This window comes from Collinsella sp. SGI.180, assembly GCF_050313455.1.
Lineage (GTDB): Bacteria > Actinomycetota > Coriobacteriia > Coriobacteriales > Coriobacteriaceae > Collinsella.
Map to the genome: position 1 here is coordinate 62,167 of NZ_JBNPLL010000001.1, position 19,869 is coordinate 82,035.

18 protein-coding genes are annotated in these 19,869 nt (G+C 61.1%); 11 read left to right on the top strand and 7 right to left on the bottom strand.

What is annotated here, in order from left to right:
- The first annotated feature begins 668 nt into the window (after window positions 1–668).
- On the top strand, window positions 669–1,793 hold the full coding sequence (serC, locus tag ACQRAP_RS00245) for a 3-phosphoserine/phosphohydroxythreonine transaminase (protein WP_427794599.1): 1,125 nt from the start codon (window positions 669–671) through the stop codon (window positions 1,791–1,793).
- A 69-nt stretch (window positions 1,794–1,862) separates the two neighbouring features.
- Window positions 1,863–3,026 (top strand): phosphoglycerate dehydrogenase, encoded by a 1,164-nt coding sequence (locus ACQRAP_RS00250; protein WP_195544739.1) that lies wholly within the window; start codon window positions 1,863–1,865, stop codon window positions 3,024–3,026.
- 348 nt (window positions 3,027–3,374) lie between these two features.
- On the opposite strand, the gene ACQRAP_RS00255 is transcribed toward ACQRAP_RS00250, so the two are convergent.
- Window positions 3,375–4,181 (bottom strand): hypothetical protein, encoded by an 807-nt coding sequence (locus tag ACQRAP_RS00255; RefSeq protein ID WP_427794600.1) that lies wholly within the window; start codon window positions 4,179–4,181, stop codon window positions 3,375–3,377.
- A gap of 397 nt (window positions 4,182–4,578) precedes the next feature.
- Between ACQRAP_RS00255 and ACQRAP_RS00260 the strand changes: the two genes are divergently transcribed.
- On the top strand, window positions 4,579–5,799 hold the full coding sequence (locus ACQRAP_RS00260) for a M20 family metallopeptidase (protein WP_427794601.1): 1,221 nt from the start codon (window positions 4,579–4,581) through the stop codon (window positions 5,797–5,799).
- Between the two features lie 39 nt (window positions 5,800–5,838).
- The gene (locus ACQRAP_RS00265; protein WP_427794602.1) at window positions 5,839–6,519 is read left to right on the top strand and encodes a DUF1015 family protein; all 681 of its coding nucleotides are present in this window, start codon (window positions 5,839–5,841) and stop codon (window positions 6,517–6,519) included.
- Window positions 6,520–6,646: 127 nt separating this feature from the next.
- Here the strand turns inward: ACQRAP_RS00265 and ACQRAP_RS00270 are convergent, their stop codons facing one another.
- The 3 genes from ACQRAP_RS00270 to ACQRAP_RS00280 form a co-directional block, all read right to left on the bottom strand.
- On the bottom strand, window positions 6,647–7,282 hold the full coding sequence (locus ACQRAP_RS00270) for a histidine phosphatase family protein (RefSeq protein WP_427794603.1): 636 nt from the start codon (window positions 7,280–7,282) through the stop codon (window positions 6,647–6,649).
- A 17-nt stretch (window positions 7,283–7,299) separates the two neighbouring features.
- Window positions 7,300–7,842, bottom strand: a complete 543-nt coding sequence (locus ACQRAP_RS00275) for a histidine phosphatase family protein (protein ID WP_427794604.1) — start codon at window positions 7,840–7,842, stop codon at window positions 7,300–7,302.
- Between the two features lie 80 nt (window positions 7,843–7,922).
- The gene (locus tag ACQRAP_RS00280; protein WP_427794605.1) at window positions 7,923–8,594 is read right to left on the bottom strand and encodes a nitroreductase family protein; all 672 of its coding nucleotides are present in this window, start codon (window positions 8,592–8,594) and stop codon (window positions 7,923–7,925) included.
- Between the two features lie 233 nt (window positions 8,595–8,827).
- Between ACQRAP_RS00280 and ACQRAP_RS00285 the strand changes: the two genes are divergently transcribed.
- Window positions 8,828–9,430: an HdeD family acid-resistance protein gene (locus ACQRAP_RS00285; RefSeq protein WP_118099399.1), complete on the top strand. Its 603-nt coding sequence runs from the start codon at window positions 8,828–8,830 to the stop codon at window positions 9,428–9,430.
- Window positions 9,431–9,913, top strand: coding sequence for a YaiI/YqxD family protein (locus ACQRAP_RS00290; RefSeq protein WP_427794606.1), 483 nt, complete (start codon window positions 9,431–9,433; stop codon window positions 9,911–9,913).
- Window positions 9,914–10,045: 132 nt separating this feature from the next.
- Here the strand turns inward: ACQRAP_RS00290 and ACQRAP_RS00295 are convergent, their stop codons facing one another.
- Complete coding sequence (locus ACQRAP_RS00295) at window positions 10,046–11,134, bottom strand: putative manganese transporter (protein ID WP_427794607.1); 1,089 nt, start codon at window positions 11,132–11,134, stop codon at window positions 10,046–10,048.
- A 171-nt stretch (window positions 11,135–11,305) separates the two neighbouring features.
- Here ACQRAP_RS00295 and ACQRAP_RS00300 point away from each other — a divergent pair, with 171 nt between their 5' ends.
- From ACQRAP_RS00300 to ACQRAP_RS00320, 5 genes are all read left to right on the top strand, one after another.
- A complete protein-coding gene (locus tag ACQRAP_RS00300) occupies window positions 11,306–12,274 on the top strand; it encodes a 3'-5' exonuclease (RefSeq protein ID WP_427794608.1) in 969 nt (322 codons plus the stop codon).
- Window positions 12,275–12,703: 429 nt separating this feature from the next.
- Window positions 12,704–13,903 (top strand): hypothetical protein, encoded by a 1,200-nt coding sequence (locus ACQRAP_RS00305; protein WP_427794609.1) that lies wholly within the window; start codon window positions 12,704–12,706, stop codon window positions 13,901–13,903.
- Between the two features lie 410 nt (window positions 13,904–14,313).
- On the top strand, window positions 14,314–14,682 hold the full coding sequence (locus ACQRAP_RS00310; protein ID WP_117794534.1) for an ArsR/SmtB family transcription factor: 369 nt from the start codon (window positions 14,314–14,316) through the stop codon (window positions 14,680–14,682).
- A gap of 63 nt (window positions 14,683–14,745) precedes the next feature.
- Window positions 14,746–14,964, top strand: coding sequence for a cation transporter (locus ACQRAP_RS00315; protein WP_117583778.1), 219 nt, complete (start codon window positions 14,746–14,748; stop codon window positions 14,962–14,964).
- A 100-nt stretch (window positions 14,965–15,064) separates the two neighbouring features.
- The gene (locus ACQRAP_RS00320) at window positions 15,065–17,017 is read left to right on the top strand and encodes a heavy metal translocating P-type ATPase (protein ID WP_427794610.1); all 1,953 of its coding nucleotides are present in this window, start codon (window positions 15,065–15,067) and stop codon (window positions 17,015–17,017) included.
- 98 nt (window positions 17,018–17,115) lie between these two features.
- Here ACQRAP_RS00320 and ACQRAP_RS00325 read toward each other — a convergent pair whose 3' ends face one another.
- On the bottom strand, window positions 17,116–17,886 hold the full coding sequence (locus tag ACQRAP_RS00325; protein WP_427794611.1) for a Cof-type HAD-IIB family hydrolase: 771 nt from the start codon (window positions 17,884–17,886) through the stop codon (window positions 17,116–17,118).
- 6 nt (window positions 17,887–17,892) lie between these two features.
- Complete coding sequence (locus ACQRAP_RS00330) at window positions 17,893–19,752, bottom strand: ABC-F family ATP-binding cassette domain-containing protein (protein ID WP_427794612.1); 1,860 nt, start codon at window positions 19,750–19,752, stop codon at window positions 17,893–17,895.
- Between the last annotated feature and the right edge of the window lie 117 nt (window positions 19,753–19,869).

A 19,869-nucleotide genomic window follows, 5' to 3' on the forward strand; every position in this document is an offset into this window, starting at 1 on the left:
GTCATTTCTGGCCTTTTATTAACACCGGTCTGGCATGACGTGCTTTTAATCATACCGTGAGACACATACGCAACCCAACGAACAAAGCTGTCCAATGGGCCGTTTCTGCAGACGGTCGTTATCATCCGGTGAACAGCGCTTGGAAGTACCTGCTATGGCTCAAGTGTCTTTTATTGCACAACAAAACCGCCGCCAAAATGATTCGATTGTGAACATAGATGCACGGATCTGCCGACCGAGAGTCTAGGTTTTCCCTACGGTCTGTCGCCTTGCCCCAATCCCGCAAGGTGCCCACACGCTATTATCGATATAAATTGAATGGGCAAGCATTACAGGAGGGGCTCTGCGTGCCAATTGAAAAGCAAGTTCCATACTTGCAAAACACTTCTGGCTCGGTAATTGACAACCACCACGAAGCTCATAGGGCTGTCCAGCACTCCATCGCCCGCGGCTACGCTGACCTCGTAAACGGCCGCGTGCGTCCTTTGAAGCAGGCAAAAGCAGAGGCAGATCGGATGCGAGCCATCAGGTAAGGTCACCTCTCCCCCATGCAACCATCCTGTAAATCATAGCGGCGCGGTCGAGTTTTACCGTGATGCGGTCGCGCCTGGCGCTCCACTGTGCTAAAGTATCCCGAACGTTCAAACGACTACGAGGGGAACTAGAAGATGGCACGTGTGCACAACTTCTCAGCTGGCCCGGCCGCACTGCCCACAAGCGTGCTCGCCGAGATCGCCGACGAGATGATGGACTACCGCGGTTGCGGCATGTCCGTGCTCGAGATGAGCCATCGATCTAGCATGTACCAGCAGATCATCGACGACGCCGAGGCAACCCTGCGCCGCCTGCTGAGCATCCCCGACAACTACCGCGTCCTGTTTTTGCAGGGCGGCGCCACGCTGCAGTTTGCGGGCATCCCCATGAACCTCATGCGCCGCGGCCGCGCCGGCTACGTCGTGACCGGCAACTTCGCCAACAAGGCGTACAAGGAGGCCGCCAAGTACGGCGAGGCCGTGCTGCTCGCGAGCTCCGAGGACACCAATTTCGACCGCATTCCCACCATGGCCAATATCAACGCGCGCATTGCCGCCGAGGCCGCGGGCGACGGGATCGACTACGTCTACATCTGCCAGAACAACACCATCTTTGGCACCATGTACCACGAGCTGCCCGCTTGCGGCGATGTGCCGCTGGTCGCCGATGTCTCGAGCTGCTTCCTGTCGCAGCCGCTCGACGTTGAGCGCTACGGACTCATCTATGCCGGCGCGCAGAAAAACGCCGGTGCCGCGGGCGTGACCGTGGTCATCGTGCGCGACGACCTCATCGCAGATGGCCCCGCCTTTGCGCAGACGCCGCAGTACCTGGACCTTAAGACCCAGGCCGCCAAGGGCTCCATGCTCAACACGCCCAACACCTTTGGCATCTACGTATGCGGCAAGGTATTCCGCTGGGTTGAGCAGACCGGCGGACTCGCCGCCATGGCCGAGCGCAACTGGGCCAAGGCCAACCTGCTCTATGACCTGCTCGAGCACAGCGAGCTGTTCCATGGCACCACGCAGGCCGACAGCCGCTCCATCGCCAACGTAACCTTCCGCACCGGCGACGCCGATCTCGACGCGGCCTTTGTCGCCGGCGCGGCCGAGCACCAGATTCAAAACGTCAAGGGCCATCGCCTGGTGGGCGGCATGCGCGCCAGCGTCTACAACGCCGTAACCATGGAAGATGTGCAGGCACTGGCCTCGTACATGAAGGACTTCGAAGTGCAGCATAGTTTGAGTCCGCGATCTAACTAGCCCGCAACCCGCGGGCCGACCAGCCACTTCAAACCACTTGTTATAAACAAACCCGCTAAGGAGTTTTTCATGCGCAAGATCAAAACCATCGACGACATAACCAAAGACGGCAAGGTCGAGTTTGGCGAGGGCTACGAGTTTGTGGGCACCGCCGAGGAGGCCGACGCCATCCTGATGCGCTCCACCGACCTGCACGGCTACGAGCTGCCCGAGGGCATCCGCGCCATCGCCCGCTGCGGCGCCGGCGTCAACAACATCCCCGTCGAGGAGTACGCCAAGAAGGGCGTCGTCGTCTTTAACTCCCCCGGCGCCAACAGCAACGCCGTCAAGGAGCTCGTCCTGGGCATGCTGGTGCTCTCGAGCCGCGGCGTGGTGCAGTCGATGAACTGGGTGCGCGACAACGCCGACGACCCCGAGATTCAGGTCGATGCCGAGAAGGCCAAGAAGGCCTTTGTGGGCCGTGAGCTCAAGGGCAAGCGCATCGGCGTCATCGGTCTGGGCAACGTGGGTTCCAAGGTCGCCAACGCCTGCGTCGATCTGGGCATGGACGTCTACGGCTACGATCCGTTCATTTCCGTCGAGCACGCGTGGGTGCTGAGCCGCGAGGTGCAGCGCGTGGGCACGCTCGAGGACCTCTGCCGCGGCTGCGACTACCTCACCGTGCACGTGCCCAGCAAGGCCGACACCATCGGCATGATCAGCACCGAGCAGATCGACCTGCTGGCCCCGGGCGCCGTGCTCATCAACTACGCGCGCGAGACCATCATTGACGAGGACGCCGTCGACGCAGCCCTGCGCGCGGGCAAGCTGAGCTGGTTTAGCTGCGACTTTGCCACGCCCAAGACCGTCAAGATGCCCAATACGTTTATCACCACGCACTCGGGCGCCGGCACCGGCGAGGCCGAGGCCAACTGCGCCGATATGGCCATCAGCGAGCTCAAGGATTACCTGGAGAACGGCAACATCGCGCACAGCGTCAACTACCCCGCCTGCAGCATGGGCAAGGCGCGCGCCGCAAGCCGCATCGCCTGCCTGCATGCCAACGTGCCCAACATGATCGGCCAGATCACGGCGATCCTGGCCAAGGACAACGCCAACGTGCAGCGTATGACCAACGAGTCCGCCGGCGAGAACGCCTACACCATGTTCGACACCGACGAGCACCTGGACAGCAGCACCATCGAGGCGCTCAAGCAGATTCCTTCGATGTATCGCGTACGTGTGATCAAATAGCGTCGGCGCCAAGCCTGCCAGACAGGCAATGAAGCTCATTCGGCCCCCGTTTTCGCGAAACGGGGGCCGATTTCGTTGCTCCGGCTGGTTTTGAAAATGCTACCCAGAATAAGTTTTTTCGGATAATCGACAGTCATGCCTAAATCACTGAGCGCACCTGCTCTGATAAACAGCTTTATCAGGGACTTTAGTAGGTAAAAATCGATCTCTATATGCCAAATTTAAGTTGACTGTCCATTTTCCGAAACAACTTATTCTAGATAGCATTTTTAAAGCCTATTTCAAAGAGCAACTGAAGTCTTTTCGTAACCAAACCCTAGCTCACGCGACCGTTTTCCACCCGCACGGCTACATTCCCGCCCAATCGATAAAAATCTCCTCACGAAGCCGCCGTTCGAGCTCCTGCTGCCGCGGCGTCTTGTCTTTCAACGGCACATCGAGATAGGACATGATGAGTTCCATCACCACGCGGAAGGCATCGGAGTCGACCAGCTGACCATAGGTCATCAGAACGACAGGATATCCCATCGCTTGAAGGGCCGTCGTTCGATCGGAGTCCGAGATCTTGGATTCTATGGATCCGTGAATGGCTTTACCTTGACATTCAACCAGGCACTCTCTGCTGCCGTCCTTATTTGACAGCAAGATATCGGCGTAGCGCCTATCAAGCCCCGAAATCAGGCGGGCGCTGCGCGTCATGCGAATCTCGACGTTATTGGTAAGGCGCAGCCCTTCGCCGCCGCGCAACCTCGTAAGGCCAAACAGCATCGAAGCCTGGACCTCGAGCGGCGATGCCACAACCCCCGTAATGCATTTCGCGGCACGCGTGAACGATTTAGCACCGCGGAGCCCCTGGATCTTATCGACGTACTCGGTTAGTTCAGAGAGCTCAATCAAGGGCGGTCGTTTCCACAGGTCCGTTGGATTCCCCGAGGTATCCTTTACGTTTTCCCAGCCCGACCACGCGTCACCCCACCGGCTCCCATACGCCTGCTCAAGTGCCGACTTTACCTGAGGCGCAATCTTGCACACGGCAAAGGTGCCGCACATCTCATACATGCACATGATCAGGCGCTCATTTGAGACCGAGGAAGCCAGGGTCAGCAGGGTAAAGAGCGGGGACGCGACATCAAGGCCAAACTCTGTCTGCCGCACGGAATCAAACGGCCTCTCCCCGTTCCAAACATGCCTGACTATGCGGCCGCCCTTACGCCCGCAGAGGCCCTGCGCCAACACGTGTAACGGAGTGCCCAGGAAATACTTGACAAGCGGGTGCTCACAAAGATGCTCCCTGCGCGGATCGTCCGCAGAATCGGGCAGGTCCGGCATTATTGCCAAGACCTGCGGAGGTATCCGGTGATACCGAAAGGCAGATATGTCGCACAGCATGTCATCCATAAAGGCTACGTACCCATTGCGTCGTTTGTGAGCCTGCCCAGACGCCAAACGCGATGGCTCGGCCTGTGAACGGTTAATACTGCTACGCACACGTCGCGAATCCTCCAGGTGGCTTACAATCGGTTTTGGAAGCAAACTGATTGTGAGGTCACATATGGTTGATGAGAACTTTGCCTGGCGGCTTACGCAGGAGCTCGTGAAGATTGATAGCTCGGACCCGGGCGCCTACGAAGGAGAGATCGAACACTTCATTAAGAGGCTCATTGAACAGCAGCTGGCGCAGCTTGATAGTCCTGCACTCGATGCCGTGCAGGTTGCAGAGCTCGAAGTACTCCCCGGGCGCCGCAACCTTATGGTCACCGTGCCGGGTGTGAGCGACGAGGCGCGACTCGTCTACATCTGCCATATGGATACCGTCACCCTAGGAGATGGCTGGAACGCGGACACGCCGCCACTCGGGGCGACCGTGCGCAACGACAAACTCTATGGCCGCGGTGCCTGCGACATGAAGGGCGGCCTGGCTTGCGCCATTACCGCGCTTGTCCACGCACTCGAGCGCGTGGCGGCAGAGGGCGAGCTGCCCCACCGCGGCTTCTCGCTTATTTGCTCGGTCGACGAAGAGGACTTTATGCGCGGCTCCGAGGCCGCCATCGACGCCGGCTGGGTCGGCTCGCGCGAATGGGTGCTGGACACCGAGCCCACCGACGGACAGATTCAGGTGGCGCACAAGGGTCGCACATGGTTCGAGATCGAGATGACCGGCGTCACGGCGCATGCGAGCCAGCCCTGGAAGGGAGCGGATGCCATCGCCGCCATGGCCGAGGCCGTCTGTGCGCTGCGCCATGCGTTTGCAGCGCTGCCCGCACATGATGAGCTGGGGGCTTCGACCATCACGTTTGGACAGATCGAGGGCGGCTATCGCCCCTATGTCGTGCCCGACCGCGCCAAGGTCTGGGTCGATATGCGCCTGACGCCGCCGACCGATACGGCCGCCGCGACGCGCATGGTAGAGCAGGCCATCGCCAGCGCCGAAGCCACAGTCCCCGGTTGCCATGGAAGCTATACCGTGACAGGCGACCGCCCCGCCATCGAGCGCGATCCGGTCTCTCCCCTTCTAGCCGCGCTCAAGCGTGCCGCCGATGACGTGACAGGCGCGGACACGACCGTCGGCTTCTTTACCGGCTACACCGACACTGCCGTCATTGCCGGCAAGACGGGTAACCGCAACTGCATGAGCTATGGCCCAGGCTCGCTCGCGCTCGCCCATAAGCCCAACGAATATGTGCCCCATGCCGATATCGTTCGCTGCCAGCGGGTGCTGATCGCGCTCGCCAACAACACGCTCTGGGGCGCGAATAGCCAAGTTGGGGCATAATAAGCCGCAAACAAACCGACTCGCACGTTAGGACTGTCCATGAAAGCTCTTCCGTTTCCCTGCATCCGCCCGGCTCAGGACCGTGTGCTCGAGGCGCTGCCGCAGATGGGCGACATCCTGAGCGGCAACGACGCCCTGCGCGGTGCGATTGCCGATGGGCTCATGCTCAAGGATCCGGGTGCGGCGTATTACGTGTACGAATGCTCCGGAGAGCCGGGACGCGTGACGGGCGTTGTGGCAATTTGCCCGGTCGGCGTACTGACGGGCGACGACGCAGCTTCCGCAGATGCGGCCGCAGCCGCCCGTACAATCACCGAGCTCAAGGTGCAGCCGCGCCCCGTGTCGCTCGCCTACGAAGCCTCGCCCGTCATGGATATCATCCTTGGCGCCGCCAAAGAGGGCGCGGCGCTCTATGCCGTCACCGACCCCACCGGCATTACGCATCGCGTGTGGGAGGTCAAGCGCGAGGACGCTGTTGCCGCCATCCGAGCCATGCTCGATCAGGCACCGGAGCCGGCGCTGGCCGATGACCCCGCCTACGCCGCCGCTCTGACCGGGGCGTCGCAGTTGCTGGCCGATGAGGCCCGCGCAGCCGGCACCTACACGGGCAAAGAGCCGTTCAACTTTACCGTGGCCGTGCTGTTCCCCGCCGCGCAGGTCGCCGGCGGCGCGCCGCAGGTTCCGACGGGTCTGCTCACTCACCAGATCTCACGGTTCTAACGGGGCCTAAACGCCCGGCACAAAGACTCGGCATCTCAACAAGCAAGGGGCGGGGATACATGCGCATGCATCCCCGCCCCTTTCGCATCAAACAATTACGCCGGCGACCCGCATCGCCGCGCCCGCGCTACCCGCGCTGCGGGCCCGCTGCCGCCACGAGCGGCTCTAGCCCCAGCTCACGCGCGTAATCTTCCTGCGTAAAGACTTCGACCAGTTCAAACGTATCGGTTGCATCGTCAAACGCAAAATGCAGAACCGAGCAGTTGCCCGGCACGCGCTCGCGCTCGTCGGCCGCCGCTCCCCTAGAGTGATCCAAAAACTCCTTGATGGCCGAGGCATGGCTCACCGCGAGCACGCACGAATGGTCCGGGCGTCGCATAAGATCGGTCAACGTCGTCACCATGCGCTCGCGTACCTGCATCTGGCCCTCACCGCCAAACTGACGATAAAAGTCACGCCACGGACGCTCGGGCATCAGCATCACGCGCTCGGCCTCAAAGTCGCCAAAGAACCACTCGCGCAGGCCATCCAGACGCTCGTAGGCAAGGCCCGGCCACAGGCTGGCGATAGTCTGCTCGGTGCGGTGCAGCGTCGAGGTGTAGGCGTGATCGGGCTCAACGCCACGCGCACGCAAGAACATGCCGGCACGCGCCGCCTGCTCGCAGCCCAACTGCGTGAGCGGCGAATCGCTCCATCCCTGAATAATGCGTTTAAGGTTGAATATTGTCTGTCCATGACGGACCAGATACAGATCTTTGTTCATAGGGGTCCTTTCGTTCGTTACCAATCAAGGAGCGAAAACGCCCCGTCGCAATAGCCAAAATGAAGCACGGCACCGTTGTCGGGCTGCTCCCCCCCGCCGGTCACGCATCTAAGAAACTCCTGGCAGGCAGAGCCATGAGAGACCGCAAGCACACGATCGTGCTGCGGTCGGGCCATAATACGGGACAGCGCCGCGACCATGCGCGCCCGAAGCTCGCCTTCCGACTCGCCACCAAAGGCCACCGGATAATCGCCCCAGGGCTTCGGCGGCATATCGCGATTTGATGTGCCCTCCAGCGTGCCCAGGCGCCACTCGCGCAAATCATCGACCGGCTCTATGGGAAGATCCTCGCCAACGATCAGCTCGGCCGTGTGGCGCGCCCGACCCAACGGAGACGAATACGCGTGGTCAAAGGAGATGCCGCGCGCCTCAAACGCCGCGCGCGTCGCCAGTGCCTGCTCGCGCCCGCGCTCCGTGAGCGGCGAGTCTTGCCAGCCCTGCAAAATGTTCTGCACGTTAAGCTCGGTCTGCCCATGCCGAACCAAATACAGATTGGACACACGCCCTCCCCTCGCACCACCACAAAGGGGACAGGCACCTTTATGGTGGTTTGCCGCCGGATCGCGCCGCAACGACGCAACTACACCAGCACGTCGGCAAGCGGACGCTTGGGCACGTGATGCACCTGCGCCTCGTCGCGCCAGTAATTAATTGAACCGTCGGGGTTGGAATCGATCGCGTCGATAACCTGGGTCTCGGCCGGCACACCAAAAGCCATGATCAGCTTGAGCTCGTACTTGTCGTTATCGAGCCCCATCGCATCGATCGAGCGGGGCGTAAAGGCCTTGAACATGCAAGCCGCCACCTCGGGCGTTGCGCTGCGCGCGGCGAGCATCATCGTCTGAGCCGCGATGCCCGTGTCGACCTCGGTGATAGGCGCGGCGGGTTTGCCGGGAACGGTGCGCTCGGCAAGAATTGCAATGTAGCCGGTCGGACGCTCGCCCTCGACAGGACCCGGCCAGTCCTTGAGCGCCCCGGCCCATGCAAGCTCGTCAAACACGCGAGCGCAGTCCTCGGCACCGCTCACCACATGAAAACGCAAGCGCTGAGCATTGGCGCCACAGGGGACCAGGTGCGCCAGCTCTGCCAGCTCGAGCAAAAACTCGCGCGGCACGCGCATGGACTCGTCAAAACGGCGGCATGTGCGGGCGCGACGGACCAGCGCATCAAACGCATCCAAGCCAAGCTTTTCGCAACCCTGCTTTGCCATCGACTCGGCGCTCAACGGCACCACGGGAACTGCTTCGTTCATAGGGACCCCCAAAAAGCCAATTGTTCTTAGGAAAATCTAACCTAAAACGCAGGCAATAACGAACAGAGCTGCAATGTTCTACACCTGTTGAATAGAAAATCGCAACGTGGGGAACAACGAAAACAAATCGGGGCCTTTGAGTTGCGTTTCGCCCTCCCCGGCCCATACGCCAGCGCCTTTAGGCGATACTGGTTGTAACGATCGCGGCTTACGCCGCACAGAAAGGAGGCCTCATGGGCATCTTTAAGAATGACGACCAGCAATCGAGTCTGTTTGGATTTGACGAGAAAAGCATGGCAGGCAAGGCGATTAAAGCCGTGCGCTGGATCTACGCCGCCACGGGTGTCATCGCACTCATCGCCGGCATCGCGCTGCTGTTTGCACCCGCTAAGACCCTCGTCTTTTTGACGACCGTACTGGGCTTCTACTTTGTGATCACGGCTGGCGTCAGGCTGTTCACCGCCATTTTTGAGCCGCTGCTGCCCGCCGGCTGGCGCGTCACGAGCATCCTCGCCAACCTGCTCATCATCTTGGGCGGCGTGGTGATCCTGCGCAACCAGGCGCTTTCGACCGCGACGCTCAGCACGCTTGTGGTGGTCGTGGCCGGCTTTGGCTGGATTGTCGAGGGCATCATGTCGATTCTGGAGTCCGAGCTTTCTTCCAACCGCGCCCTCGCCATCCTGAGCGGCGCGCTCTCCATCATCGCCGGCGTGTTCGTGTTCATCTACCCGCTGTGGTCGGCAAAGATGCTCGTCATCTTTACCGGCGCTGCACTCCTGGTGTTTGGCGTGACGCTGGTTATTCGTGCTATCCGCTTTGGCAAGCTGGTGCACTAGATGCCGCGAACGCTGTTTATTGATGCCGACGCCTGCCCGGTCACGCGTGAGTCGATCGACTGCGCGCGACGGGCGGGTGTTGCCGTGGTTGTCGCCGGCAACAGCACGCAAAACCTGGAGCGGCACATTCGCCGTGACGACCCGCGCGATGCCGAGCACGCGCGACGTGGCTTTTGGGTCACAACGCTCGACGTGAGCGTAGGCGCCGATAGCGCCGACTTTGCCATTGTCGAACGCCTGCAGGCGGGCGACGTGGTCGTGACACAGGACATTGGCCTGGCGAGCATGGTGCTCGGTCGCGATGCCGCCGCCATCGGCGTGCGCGGGCGCGTGTACGACAAAGCCACCATCGATATGCAGCTGTTTATTCGTCACGAAGAAAAGAAAGTACGCCGCGCCGGCGGTCGCACCCGTGGACCGGCAGCCTTCACCAGCGAAGACCGCGCCCGCTTTAAGCGCAACCTCACCGACCTGCTGCGCTAACCAAGGTAGATTTTTGGGACATGCCTAAAAATCTACCTTTTTGTTTTGGCGATTGGCGCGCATCCAACGCCGGTCATGGCGGTAGATGTTTGAGGCCTGCCCCAGTTTTTACGGGATACCTCAAACATCTACTTAGAGGCCAAAGGCGGAAAGGATAAGGCCCCAGCCGGCGCCGATGACGTACATCATGACCAGGAACACAGCGTTTTCGCGAGCGCTGCGGTTGGTGCGGAACAGCACCAGGTAACCCACGCCGGCAGAAATGAGCGTACCGGCGAGCATCGGTGCCAGCTGCAGCGCGCCTTCCAGATACAGCTGCGTAATGGCCACGCTCGCCGAGCAGTTGGGAATGAGGCCGACAAGCGCCGAACCCAGGACGGCGAGCGTCTCGTTGCCGCGCAGGAACTGCTCGATCGCGGACTCGCCGAAGGTCTCGAGCACGGCGACCAGAATCAGCGTCACCAGGAAAATGAATACCGAAACCTGTACGGTGTGCGAAATCGCGCTGCGGATAATCGACAGGACGGGCGCGCCGTTGTGTGAGTGGGAGTGACCGTGGCTGTGGTGGTGTTCGTGCTCGCCCTCGTGTCCGTGGTCGTGGCCATGTCCGTGGTCACGCTCGTCCTCGTCTTCATCACAACCGCAATGGTCACGCTCGCACAGCTCATGGATGTGGTCGGCGCTCACGCCCGCCTCGGCCACCTCGTCGATGATGTCACCGCCGCTGTGATCGTCATGCGCGCAGTTAACGTGCGCCGGATTGGCAGCGGTTCCCAACACGGTACGGCGGATCGCCGCATGAGCACGGGCGTTGCGACGCAGGCCGCGAATGGCGGCATCCACGATAAAGCCCGTGACCAGCGCGATCAGCGCCTTCGAAGCCAAAAGCATCGCCATAGTCTGCACGGGAACCTGCTCGGCAAGCAGCAGTGGCAGCATCTCGTCGGAGGTCGAGAGAAACACCGCCACCAGGGTGCCCAACGTCACGACGCGACCGGCGTACAGCGTTGCCGCCATCGCCGAAAAGCCACACTGCGGCACCATGCCCAGTAACGAGCCAACCACGGGGCCAGCGGCGCCGGCACGCTTGATGGCGCCGTTGACGCGATCGCCCGCCACATGCTCCAGCGTCTCGAGGGCCAGATATGTCACCAACAAGAACGGCACCAGCGAGAGCGTGTCCTTGCCGGCGTCGAGCAAAATATCAATCAGCAAATCCATGACGGATGGAACCTTTCGTGTCTTTCGGCAGCATTGTAAAAGTCCTAGCGGTCAACTAGGGTATTGTAGTTGTCCTAGGCGTGATGCCAATAGTTGCATGTGGTAAACTATCATCTCGCCACATCTCAATGACCCCGAGCCGCACGACGCGGCCCGTCCAAGGAGCAGTATATGAACGTTTCGCAAGCACTCGAATACGAGCGCCAGCCGTTTATCCCCATGTTCATCTATGGCGATCACGCCGCCATGGAGTCCGAGCGTCAAAAAGGCGAAGAGGCCCTCAAGGTGCTCGAGACCGAGTACTTTACCGCCGAGGGCGACCCTGGCTTCGACTTTGCCACCGTGCGCGACCTGGCCGACCGCAACCGCGACCTATGCGACCAGATTGGCGAGGCGCGCCTGCGCAACGTGACGCCCGCGACGCTTTCGCGCGGCCTGTCCGACGCCGATACCTGCGCCGGCATCGGCAAGATGCAAAAGCGCACCGCCGCGTCCGTCATGCGCGAGATCCGCGGCGACCGCGATGCGCTCGGTGTGGCGTACGCCCGCAAGCCCATCCAGGGCACGGTGCTCGGCATCGACATCGAGACCACCGGCCGTGCACCCGAGCGCGGCTACATCATCAACGTGGGCTGGGAGATCATGGAGCTCACCAGCGACGCCGTCCCGCACGACGCCGAGGCACACTACTGCGGCCTGCCCGATATCTACCGCGGCGAAGATGTGCCGCTGTCGAATATCCATCACATCACCTGGGACGACATCGACGGCAAAATGCCCTTCCGCGAGAACAAGGAGCTGCAAAAGCAGCTGCTCAAGCTCATGAAGAAATACCCGTACATGGCGCACAACGCCGCCTTTGAGGACAGCTGGTTCAAAATCCATCTGGACGGCTATGCCGAGGCGCGCCGAGCCGGCAAGATTATCGTCATCGACTCGCGCCAGATCTGCCGCAGCCTGGACGCCGACGTGCGCTCGCTCCCCCGCGAGTCCGCACCCGCCGCACTCGAGAACTGGGCACGCCGTCGCGGCACCCTCGCGCCCGACGCCAACGAGCAGCACCTGGGCCTCGACGACACCGACCTCATGCTCCGGACGGTGCAGGCCGAGTTCAACCTCAAGAACCTGTTTGCCAAGTAGATTGCCAAGCAGAGGCGCCATTCGCGAGCAACACTTGCCGGACCATAGCGCCCCGCGCAAAAGCGACACGCCGAGGCGCTCCTCTCAAGCGACGCAATACGGGCCGATGTCCAAGCGGATATCGGCCCGTTTTTCGCGCCGTACAACGCGGCCCTCCAGCCCCCGATGTCTAGCCGCCGCACAACCAAGAACTTCATCTGCGCATGTTCAAGCCAAATTGCACATTTTTGTTGACGCCGCCTTTGCATCAAAACAATGCTGATCAGCATCAGTTGTGGAGGTCTGCGTAGCCAGCGAGCTGCGACAATGCTCCAAATAGCATCTTTCTCCATCATTGGCGTCAAGCGCTTGGACAGCTTTTGTTATGCCGCGACATTTTGCCTTGGCATTCATTGCGAACCCCGCCGCCTGGTCTGCCATGCTATCTGTATGAGTATCGTGCTTTCACATAACACGGCAAAAGCGGTCTACCAAGCCGCATACTCGGTATCCGCAATTGGCACCGAGCCCTGCAGCCCTGCCAAGATCTACGGGGCGCGCCCCAGCAAGGATCTGCTCGACTCTGCCGCCGACTGGCTCGCCAGGCACAACGTCGCTCTGGATAACGATGCCCCGCTCGATACAACGGTGTTCGAGCGCGCAAACGTGCGCAGCATGACGGGCTGCAAGTGCCACGTATCATCCAAGCGATTCGCGGGCTCGCGCTTTATCAAGCTTGCCGACGACATCTATATTGTCGGCGTCGAACTCTGTGCGCTTCAGGCCGCAACCTATCTTCCCTTTCGAGAACTTGTGGAGTACTACTTCGAACTGTGTGGAGCCTATTCCCTTGGGCACGATGCCTCGACATCCTATACCGAGCGCTTCGCGCTCACCTCGACTTCGAGCCTTAAACATTTCTTTAACTCCCTCATCGACTGCAAGGGCCTCGAACTTGCCCGAAAAGCCATCCAATGCGTGCGGGACGGATGCCGATCGCCGATGGAAACGGCATTTGTCATGATGCTCACGCTACCCAGGCGCGAGGGCGGTCTTGGCATTAGCGAGATCGAGACCGACTACGAAGTAAAGGTCACAGCTGCCGCAAAGAATCTCACGCGGCGCGAAAAGTTCTATATGGATGCATATCTCAAGCGGTCCCGAACCGACATCGAATACAACGGATTTCAGCACGATGCCGAAGAAGACCGCGCCATTGACGAAGAGCGCAAGAACGCGCTGGCGTCCATGGGCTACGGAATCATTACCGTCAGTCGCTATTCCTTTATGCACGCCAGCGCCTTCGCCAGGGTTATGGAGGCAATCCAGCGAAAGGAGGGCATTCGCCCATCGCGCCTGCCCAAAGATTTCGCAATCAAGCAAGAAGAGCTGCGACAATTTGTGCTCAGGAGATTTATCGAGGAAAAGAAGCGTATTGAGGAGCTCCTCCGTCAAGACGCAGCGCAGGGTAATGCACTTGAGCTCGAGCGCGCAGTGCTCGAGGGCATCTCGCTGGACGACCCGACGATCAACAATGTCCCGGCCATCGACGACATGCAAGTCATCGAGCTGGATTGCCCGGAATTCGCCCAAACAAGCACCTCCACACCCGAAGGCAGGGTGTACGGGGCCAGAACAGAGGCGGACTGACAGGGTGGGTACCCCGGCGACGTGCAAAAACGGGAGTTTTCAGCAGAGCCGAGTATCCGAGGCCGGCCGAATTGCCCCATTTTGCACCGAAGCCGCTGTTTTCGATGTAATTTAGGCAACAGCTGGGGAATATCTATTGCCATTTGCACTCCAGTAAAGCCCTGTGGCGGCAAACGACGCTGTATCATGCAATAAATAACCCCTCGTCGATGCTGAAAACTCCCATTTTTGCACGTCGCCGGGATACCCACGTTGGCATCGGCGGCCTTAACCGCGTCCACAATGCCCTTAGCCGCCTCTGGGGCCAATCGACAGCAAAAAATTTCGCAAATTATATTGACATATGAACATGCGCTCATATACTCGGAAGTAAGTTATATGAGCACATGTTCATATGAAAGGATATTGCAATGAGCGAACACGCCGATGAAATAAGGACCGATATCGACACCACCATCGTGCCCGACATCCCCACCACTTGCTCGCCCGAGGACCTTCCCGACGAGGAGCTGCTGTACGACCTTGCCGACTTGTTCAAGGTTTTCAGCGACACCACGCGTATCAAGATCCTCTACGCTCTCATGGGCCGCGAACTCTGCGTGGCAGACATCGCCGAGGCGACTGCGACCTCGCAGTCCGCGGTGTCGCACCAGCTGCGCACGCTCAAACAGTCGCACCTGGTTAAATTCCGGCGCGACGGGCGCAACATCCTCTACTCGCTCGCCGACGATCATGTCTACACCATGCTCAACCAAGGCATGAGCCACATCTGCGAATAGCGACCAACCACGGTACCAGCGCGGTCTGCACCCAAGCCGCAAATACAGGGAAAGGAACCCATCATGAAAAAGCAGTTCAAGCTCGACGAGATCGACTGCGCCAACTGCGCGCGTGAGCTTCAGGACGAGTTGGCTAAGCTCGAGGGCGTCAAGTCCGTTTCGGTCAACTTTATGACTCAGAAGCTGACGCTCGAAGCCGACGACGCTGAGTTCGACGAGGTCCTTGATCGCGTCGTGGAGTTCACCGCCGACGCTGAGCCGGACTGCGAGATCATTCTCTAGCCTGCGCATACGCTGATACGCAAGGCCGCGCTTGCCGCGGCCTTTGCTCGCGAAATTACATGAGCGAGTGTTCATACATTCAAATGGGAGGATACGAGTCATGGCCACCGCCGACCCCAAGAAGAAAAAGAAGAAGCGCAAGAAAAAAGAGTCACTCGAGCATAAACGCAACCGCATCCTGGTAGCACTGGGTATTTTTGTCGTGGTGTACGCCCTCGATGAGCTCGGTGCCCTCACTATCGCATTTGGAGAGCCCGGCAACATCTACGCCAGCTTTGTGCTGTTCCTCGTGCCGTTTTTGATTGCCGGCTACGACGTGCTCCAAAAGGCATTCAGCAACATCCGCCGCGGCAAGGCGTTCGACGAGAGCTTCCTCATGGCTGTCGCGACCATCGGCGCGTTTGCCATGGTGCTCTTCCCCGATACCGATCCGCACATGGCCGAAGGCGCCGCCGTTATGTTGTTCTACCAGGTCGGCGAGCTGTTCCAGGCCTATGCCGTGGGCAAGAGTCGCAAATCGATCAGCGCCATGATGGACATCGCGCCCGATTACGCCAACGTTGAGCAGGCTGACGGCACGCTCGAGCAGGTCGTTCCCGATGACATCGCCGTCGGCACCGTCATTGTCATCAAGCCCGGCGAGCGCGTGCCCATCGACGGCGTTATCGTCGATGGCGAGACCCAGCTCGACACCGCCGCCCTCACCGGCGAGTCGGTCCCCCGTACCGCCAAGACCGGCGACGATATCATCAGCGGCTGCATCAACATGACGGGTCTTATCCGCGTACGCACCACCAAACCCTTTGGCGAGTCCACCGTCGCGCGCGTCCTGGAGCTCGTGGAGAATGCCAGCGAAAAGAAGGCACGCACCGAAAACTTCATCACACGGTTCGCCCGCGTCTACACGCCCGCCGTCACCGGCGCGGCAGCGGTGCTCGCGCTCGGCGGCGGCCTAGTGACCGGTGCTTGGTCCGATTGGATCCTGCGCGGCCTGACCTTCCTCGTCGTCAGCTGCCCGTGCGCACTCGTGATTAGCGTGCCGCTGAGCTTCTTTGGCGGCATCGGTGGCGCGTCCAAGCTGGGAGTTCTCATCAAAGGCTCCAACTACCTCGAGGCGCTCGCCGATGTGGATACCGTCGTCTTCGACAAAACCGGCACGCTCACCAACGGCACGTTCTCGGTCGTCGCGGTGCACCCCGAGGGCGGCTATACCGAGCAATCGCTGCTTGAAGTCGCAGCCCTCGCCGAGTCGTTCTCCGACCACCCCATCGCGCAGTCGGTGCGCGCCGCCTTCCAGGGCCAACTCGACCCCAAGCGTGTATGCGACTCCACCAACGACGCGGGCCATGGCGTGACGGCGAACATCGACGGCAAGCACGTCGTCGTCGGCAACGCCAAGATGCTCGCCGCTGCCGGCATCGAAGCGCCCGATTGCGAAGTCGTCGGCACTATCCTCCATGTGCTGGTCGATGACGTCTATGCCGGTCACATCGTAATTGCCGACACCGTCAAAGCCGATGCCGAGCAAACGATTCGCGAGCTGCACGCTGCCGGCGTCAAGCGCACCGTCATGCTCACGGGAGACCGCGAGGAAGTGGCCGCCGCCGTGGCCAATCAGCTGGGAGTCGATGAGTTTCACGCGCAGCTTCTGCCAGGTGACAAGGTCGAGCGCGTCGAGGCATTGCTGGCGACCGAATCGGGCAAGGGCAAGCTCGCCTTTGTGGGCGACGGTATCAACGATGCGCCCGTGCTCACCCGTGCCGATGTGGGCATTGCCATGGGCGCCATGGGCTCCGACGCCGCAATCGAGGCAGCGGACGTTGTGCTGATGGACGACAAGCCGTCCAACATTTCCCGCGCGATCCGCGTGGCTCGCAAGACCATGACGATTGTTTGGCAGAACATCATCTTTGCACTGGGCATTAAGTTGCTGATTCTGGTGCTCGCGGCGCTCGGCATCGCCAACATGTGGCTCGCCGTGTTCGGCGACGTGGGCGTGGCGATCATCGCCATCCTGAACGCCATGCGCGCGATGGGTGTCAAGAACCTGTAGCATGCGTGGCTGTCCGGCCGGGCGATGCGGCACACAACGCGCAAGGGGCGTCCCCAACTGCCGGCAGAAAAGGAACGTCCCCAAGTGCCGAGCCGCAGCTATAGCAGCCCAAAGTGCTTTGCGGCGTTGTAAATTCCGTCGTCGTCCACGGCGGTCGTCACGTAGCTCGCCGCAGCCTTTACCGTGTCTTGCGCGTTGCCCATGGCCACGCTCGTACCCACGGCGGCAAACATCGACAGGTCGTTCTCGCCATCGCCAAAGGCGATCGCCTCGCTCGCGTCGATGCCCAGGCGCTCCAGCGTCGCCGCCACACCCAGGTCCTTGCCGCCATTGGCCGGAATAATGTCGCAGAACAGGTCGCACCAGCGCGTGGTGAGCGAATGCGACACGGCGTCGGTCACGATATGCTCGTCGGCCGGATCCACAAAGGCGCAAAACTGGTAAACCGGCGCATCGAAGGCGTGCTCAAACGGCTCCTCGTGGTAGACGATTCCCGCGTTGTTACCGGCCGTCACCACGCGCTCGGACAGGCGGTTCACAAACGAGTTCTCGCCCTGCATGCACAGTGAGTCATAGCGCCCCTGCGCCACCTGGTCCACAATCACCGCAACGTCCTCCGGATCAATCGGGCAGCTGCGGTAGACGCCCTCGGCATCAAAGCAGTGCTGGCCCGAAAGCGTAATGTACGCATCCCAACCAAGATCGAACAGCCAATCGGGCATCTGGTAGGTCGGACGGCCCGTGGCGATTACGCACGCAATCCCCTGCTCGTGAAAGCTGTCGAGCACTTGCTGCGCCGACGCCGGAATCCGGTGCGTCTTAAAGCTCAGTAGCGTACCGTCGATATCGAAAAACGCGGCTTTGATCATCCTCGTCTACTCCTCGCCCTCGAGCTTCTCGCTCGCCTCGAGCCACGCCATCTCCAGCTCGTCCATAGCGGCGTGAGCCTCGTCGATCTTTGCCTGCTGCTCGCCCAGCGCCGTGTAGTTGGTGGGGTCGACCTGAGCCATCGCGGCCTCGGCCTCCTCCACGCGAGCGCGCTGCGTCTCCATCTTGCGCTCGAGCGAGCTCACCTCGCGGCGGAGCTTCTGGCGCTCGGCGTTGGAAAGGCCATTGGGCTGACCGCTCGCCTTGGGTTTTTCGGCCGCAGCTGCCGCGGCACCGGTGTCAAACGTGCCGGTCTTGGCGCTCGGCGCACCCACGGGCTCGCCCTCGGCGGTGGCGTTGCACAGGCGCAGGTACTGGTCGACGCCGCCGGGCATGTGCGTCAGGTGGCCGTCGAGCAGCGCCCACTGCTGGTCGGTCACGCGCTCCATCAAAAAGCGGTCATGCGTTACCAGAATCAGCGTGCCGGGCCAGCCGTCGAGCAGGTCCTCGACAATCGCCAGCATGTCGGTATCCAGGTCGTTGCCGGGCTCGTCCAGGATGAGCACATTGGGCTCGTCCAGGATCGTCAGCAGCAGCGACAGGCGACGGCGCTGTCCGCCCGAAAGATCGCCGATACGACTCCAGAGCTGCTGCGTCGTAAAGCCCAGACGCTCGCAGAGCTTCTCGGGCGAGGTCTCCTTGCCATCGATAACGTAGTACTTCTTGTAGTTGCTGAGCACCTCGCGGATCGTGTCGCCCATGTAGGGCTCGAGCTCCTCGAGCTGCTGCGACAGCACGCCAAAGCGCACCGTCTGGCCAATCTTCACGCGGCCGCGCAGGGGCGCGATCTTGCCCTGAATCACATCGAGCAGTGTGGACTTGCCGGCGCCGTTCTCGCCCAAAAGACCATAGCGGTCGCCCGCGCCAATGAGCCAGGTCACGTCGGAGAGCACTTGCTTGGGCGCGCCGTCGGTATCGGCATAGCCGGCGTCCACGTCGACCACGTCGATAACCTGCTTGCCCAGGCGACTCACCGCCAGGCGCTTGAGCTCCAGCTCGTCGCGCACGGGCGGTACGTCGGCGATGAGCTCGCGAGCGGCCTCCACACGAAACTTGGGCTTGGTGGAGCGCGCCTGTGCGCCGCGGCTCAGCCACGCGAGCTCCTTGCGTGCCATGTTGCGACGGCGCTCCTCGGTAACGGCGGCCATGCGGTCGCGCTCTACGCGCTGTAGGATATATGCGGAGTAGCCGCCCTCAAAGGGGTCGACCTGGCCGTCGTGGACCTCCCACATGCTGGTGCAGACCTCGTCCAAGAACCAACGGTCGTGCGTGACCACGAGCATGGCGCCCTGGCCGCGCTGCCAGCGGGCCTTTAAGTGGCGCGCGAGCCAGTTGATGGTGCGCATGTCCAGGTGGTTGGTGGGCTCGTCGAGCATGAGCACATCGTAGTCGCCGATCAGCAGGCGCGCGAGGTCCACGCGGCGGCGCTGACCGCCCGAAAGCTCGCCCACCGTGCCCTCCCAGGGCACATCGCTAATAAGGCCGGCCAGGATCTGGCGCGTACGCGGGCTCGACGCCCATTCGTACTCGGGCGTGTCGCCGACGACGGCATGATGCACGGTGTCGGTATCGACCAGGTTGTCCTTTTGGCCGAGCAATCCGATCGTGGTGTCGCGGCGATGCGTCACGCGGCCGTCGTCGGGCTCCAGCGTACCGGCGAGCACACTCAGCAGTGTCGACTTGCCGTCGCCGTTTTTACCGACGATGCCAATGCGGTCGCCCTCGTCCACGCCGAGCGTCACGCTATCGAAAATATGCTTGGTGGGAAACTCTAGGCTGACGGAATCGCATCCCAAAAGAATCGCCATATGCCCTGCTCCTTCGTAGAAATTCAACGTTGTCCATGATAGCAGCGAGCCCCACCCCAAACCACCACGAAGGTGCCTGCCCCCTTTGTGGTGGTCGTTTCGGTCGCAGAGCAAAAA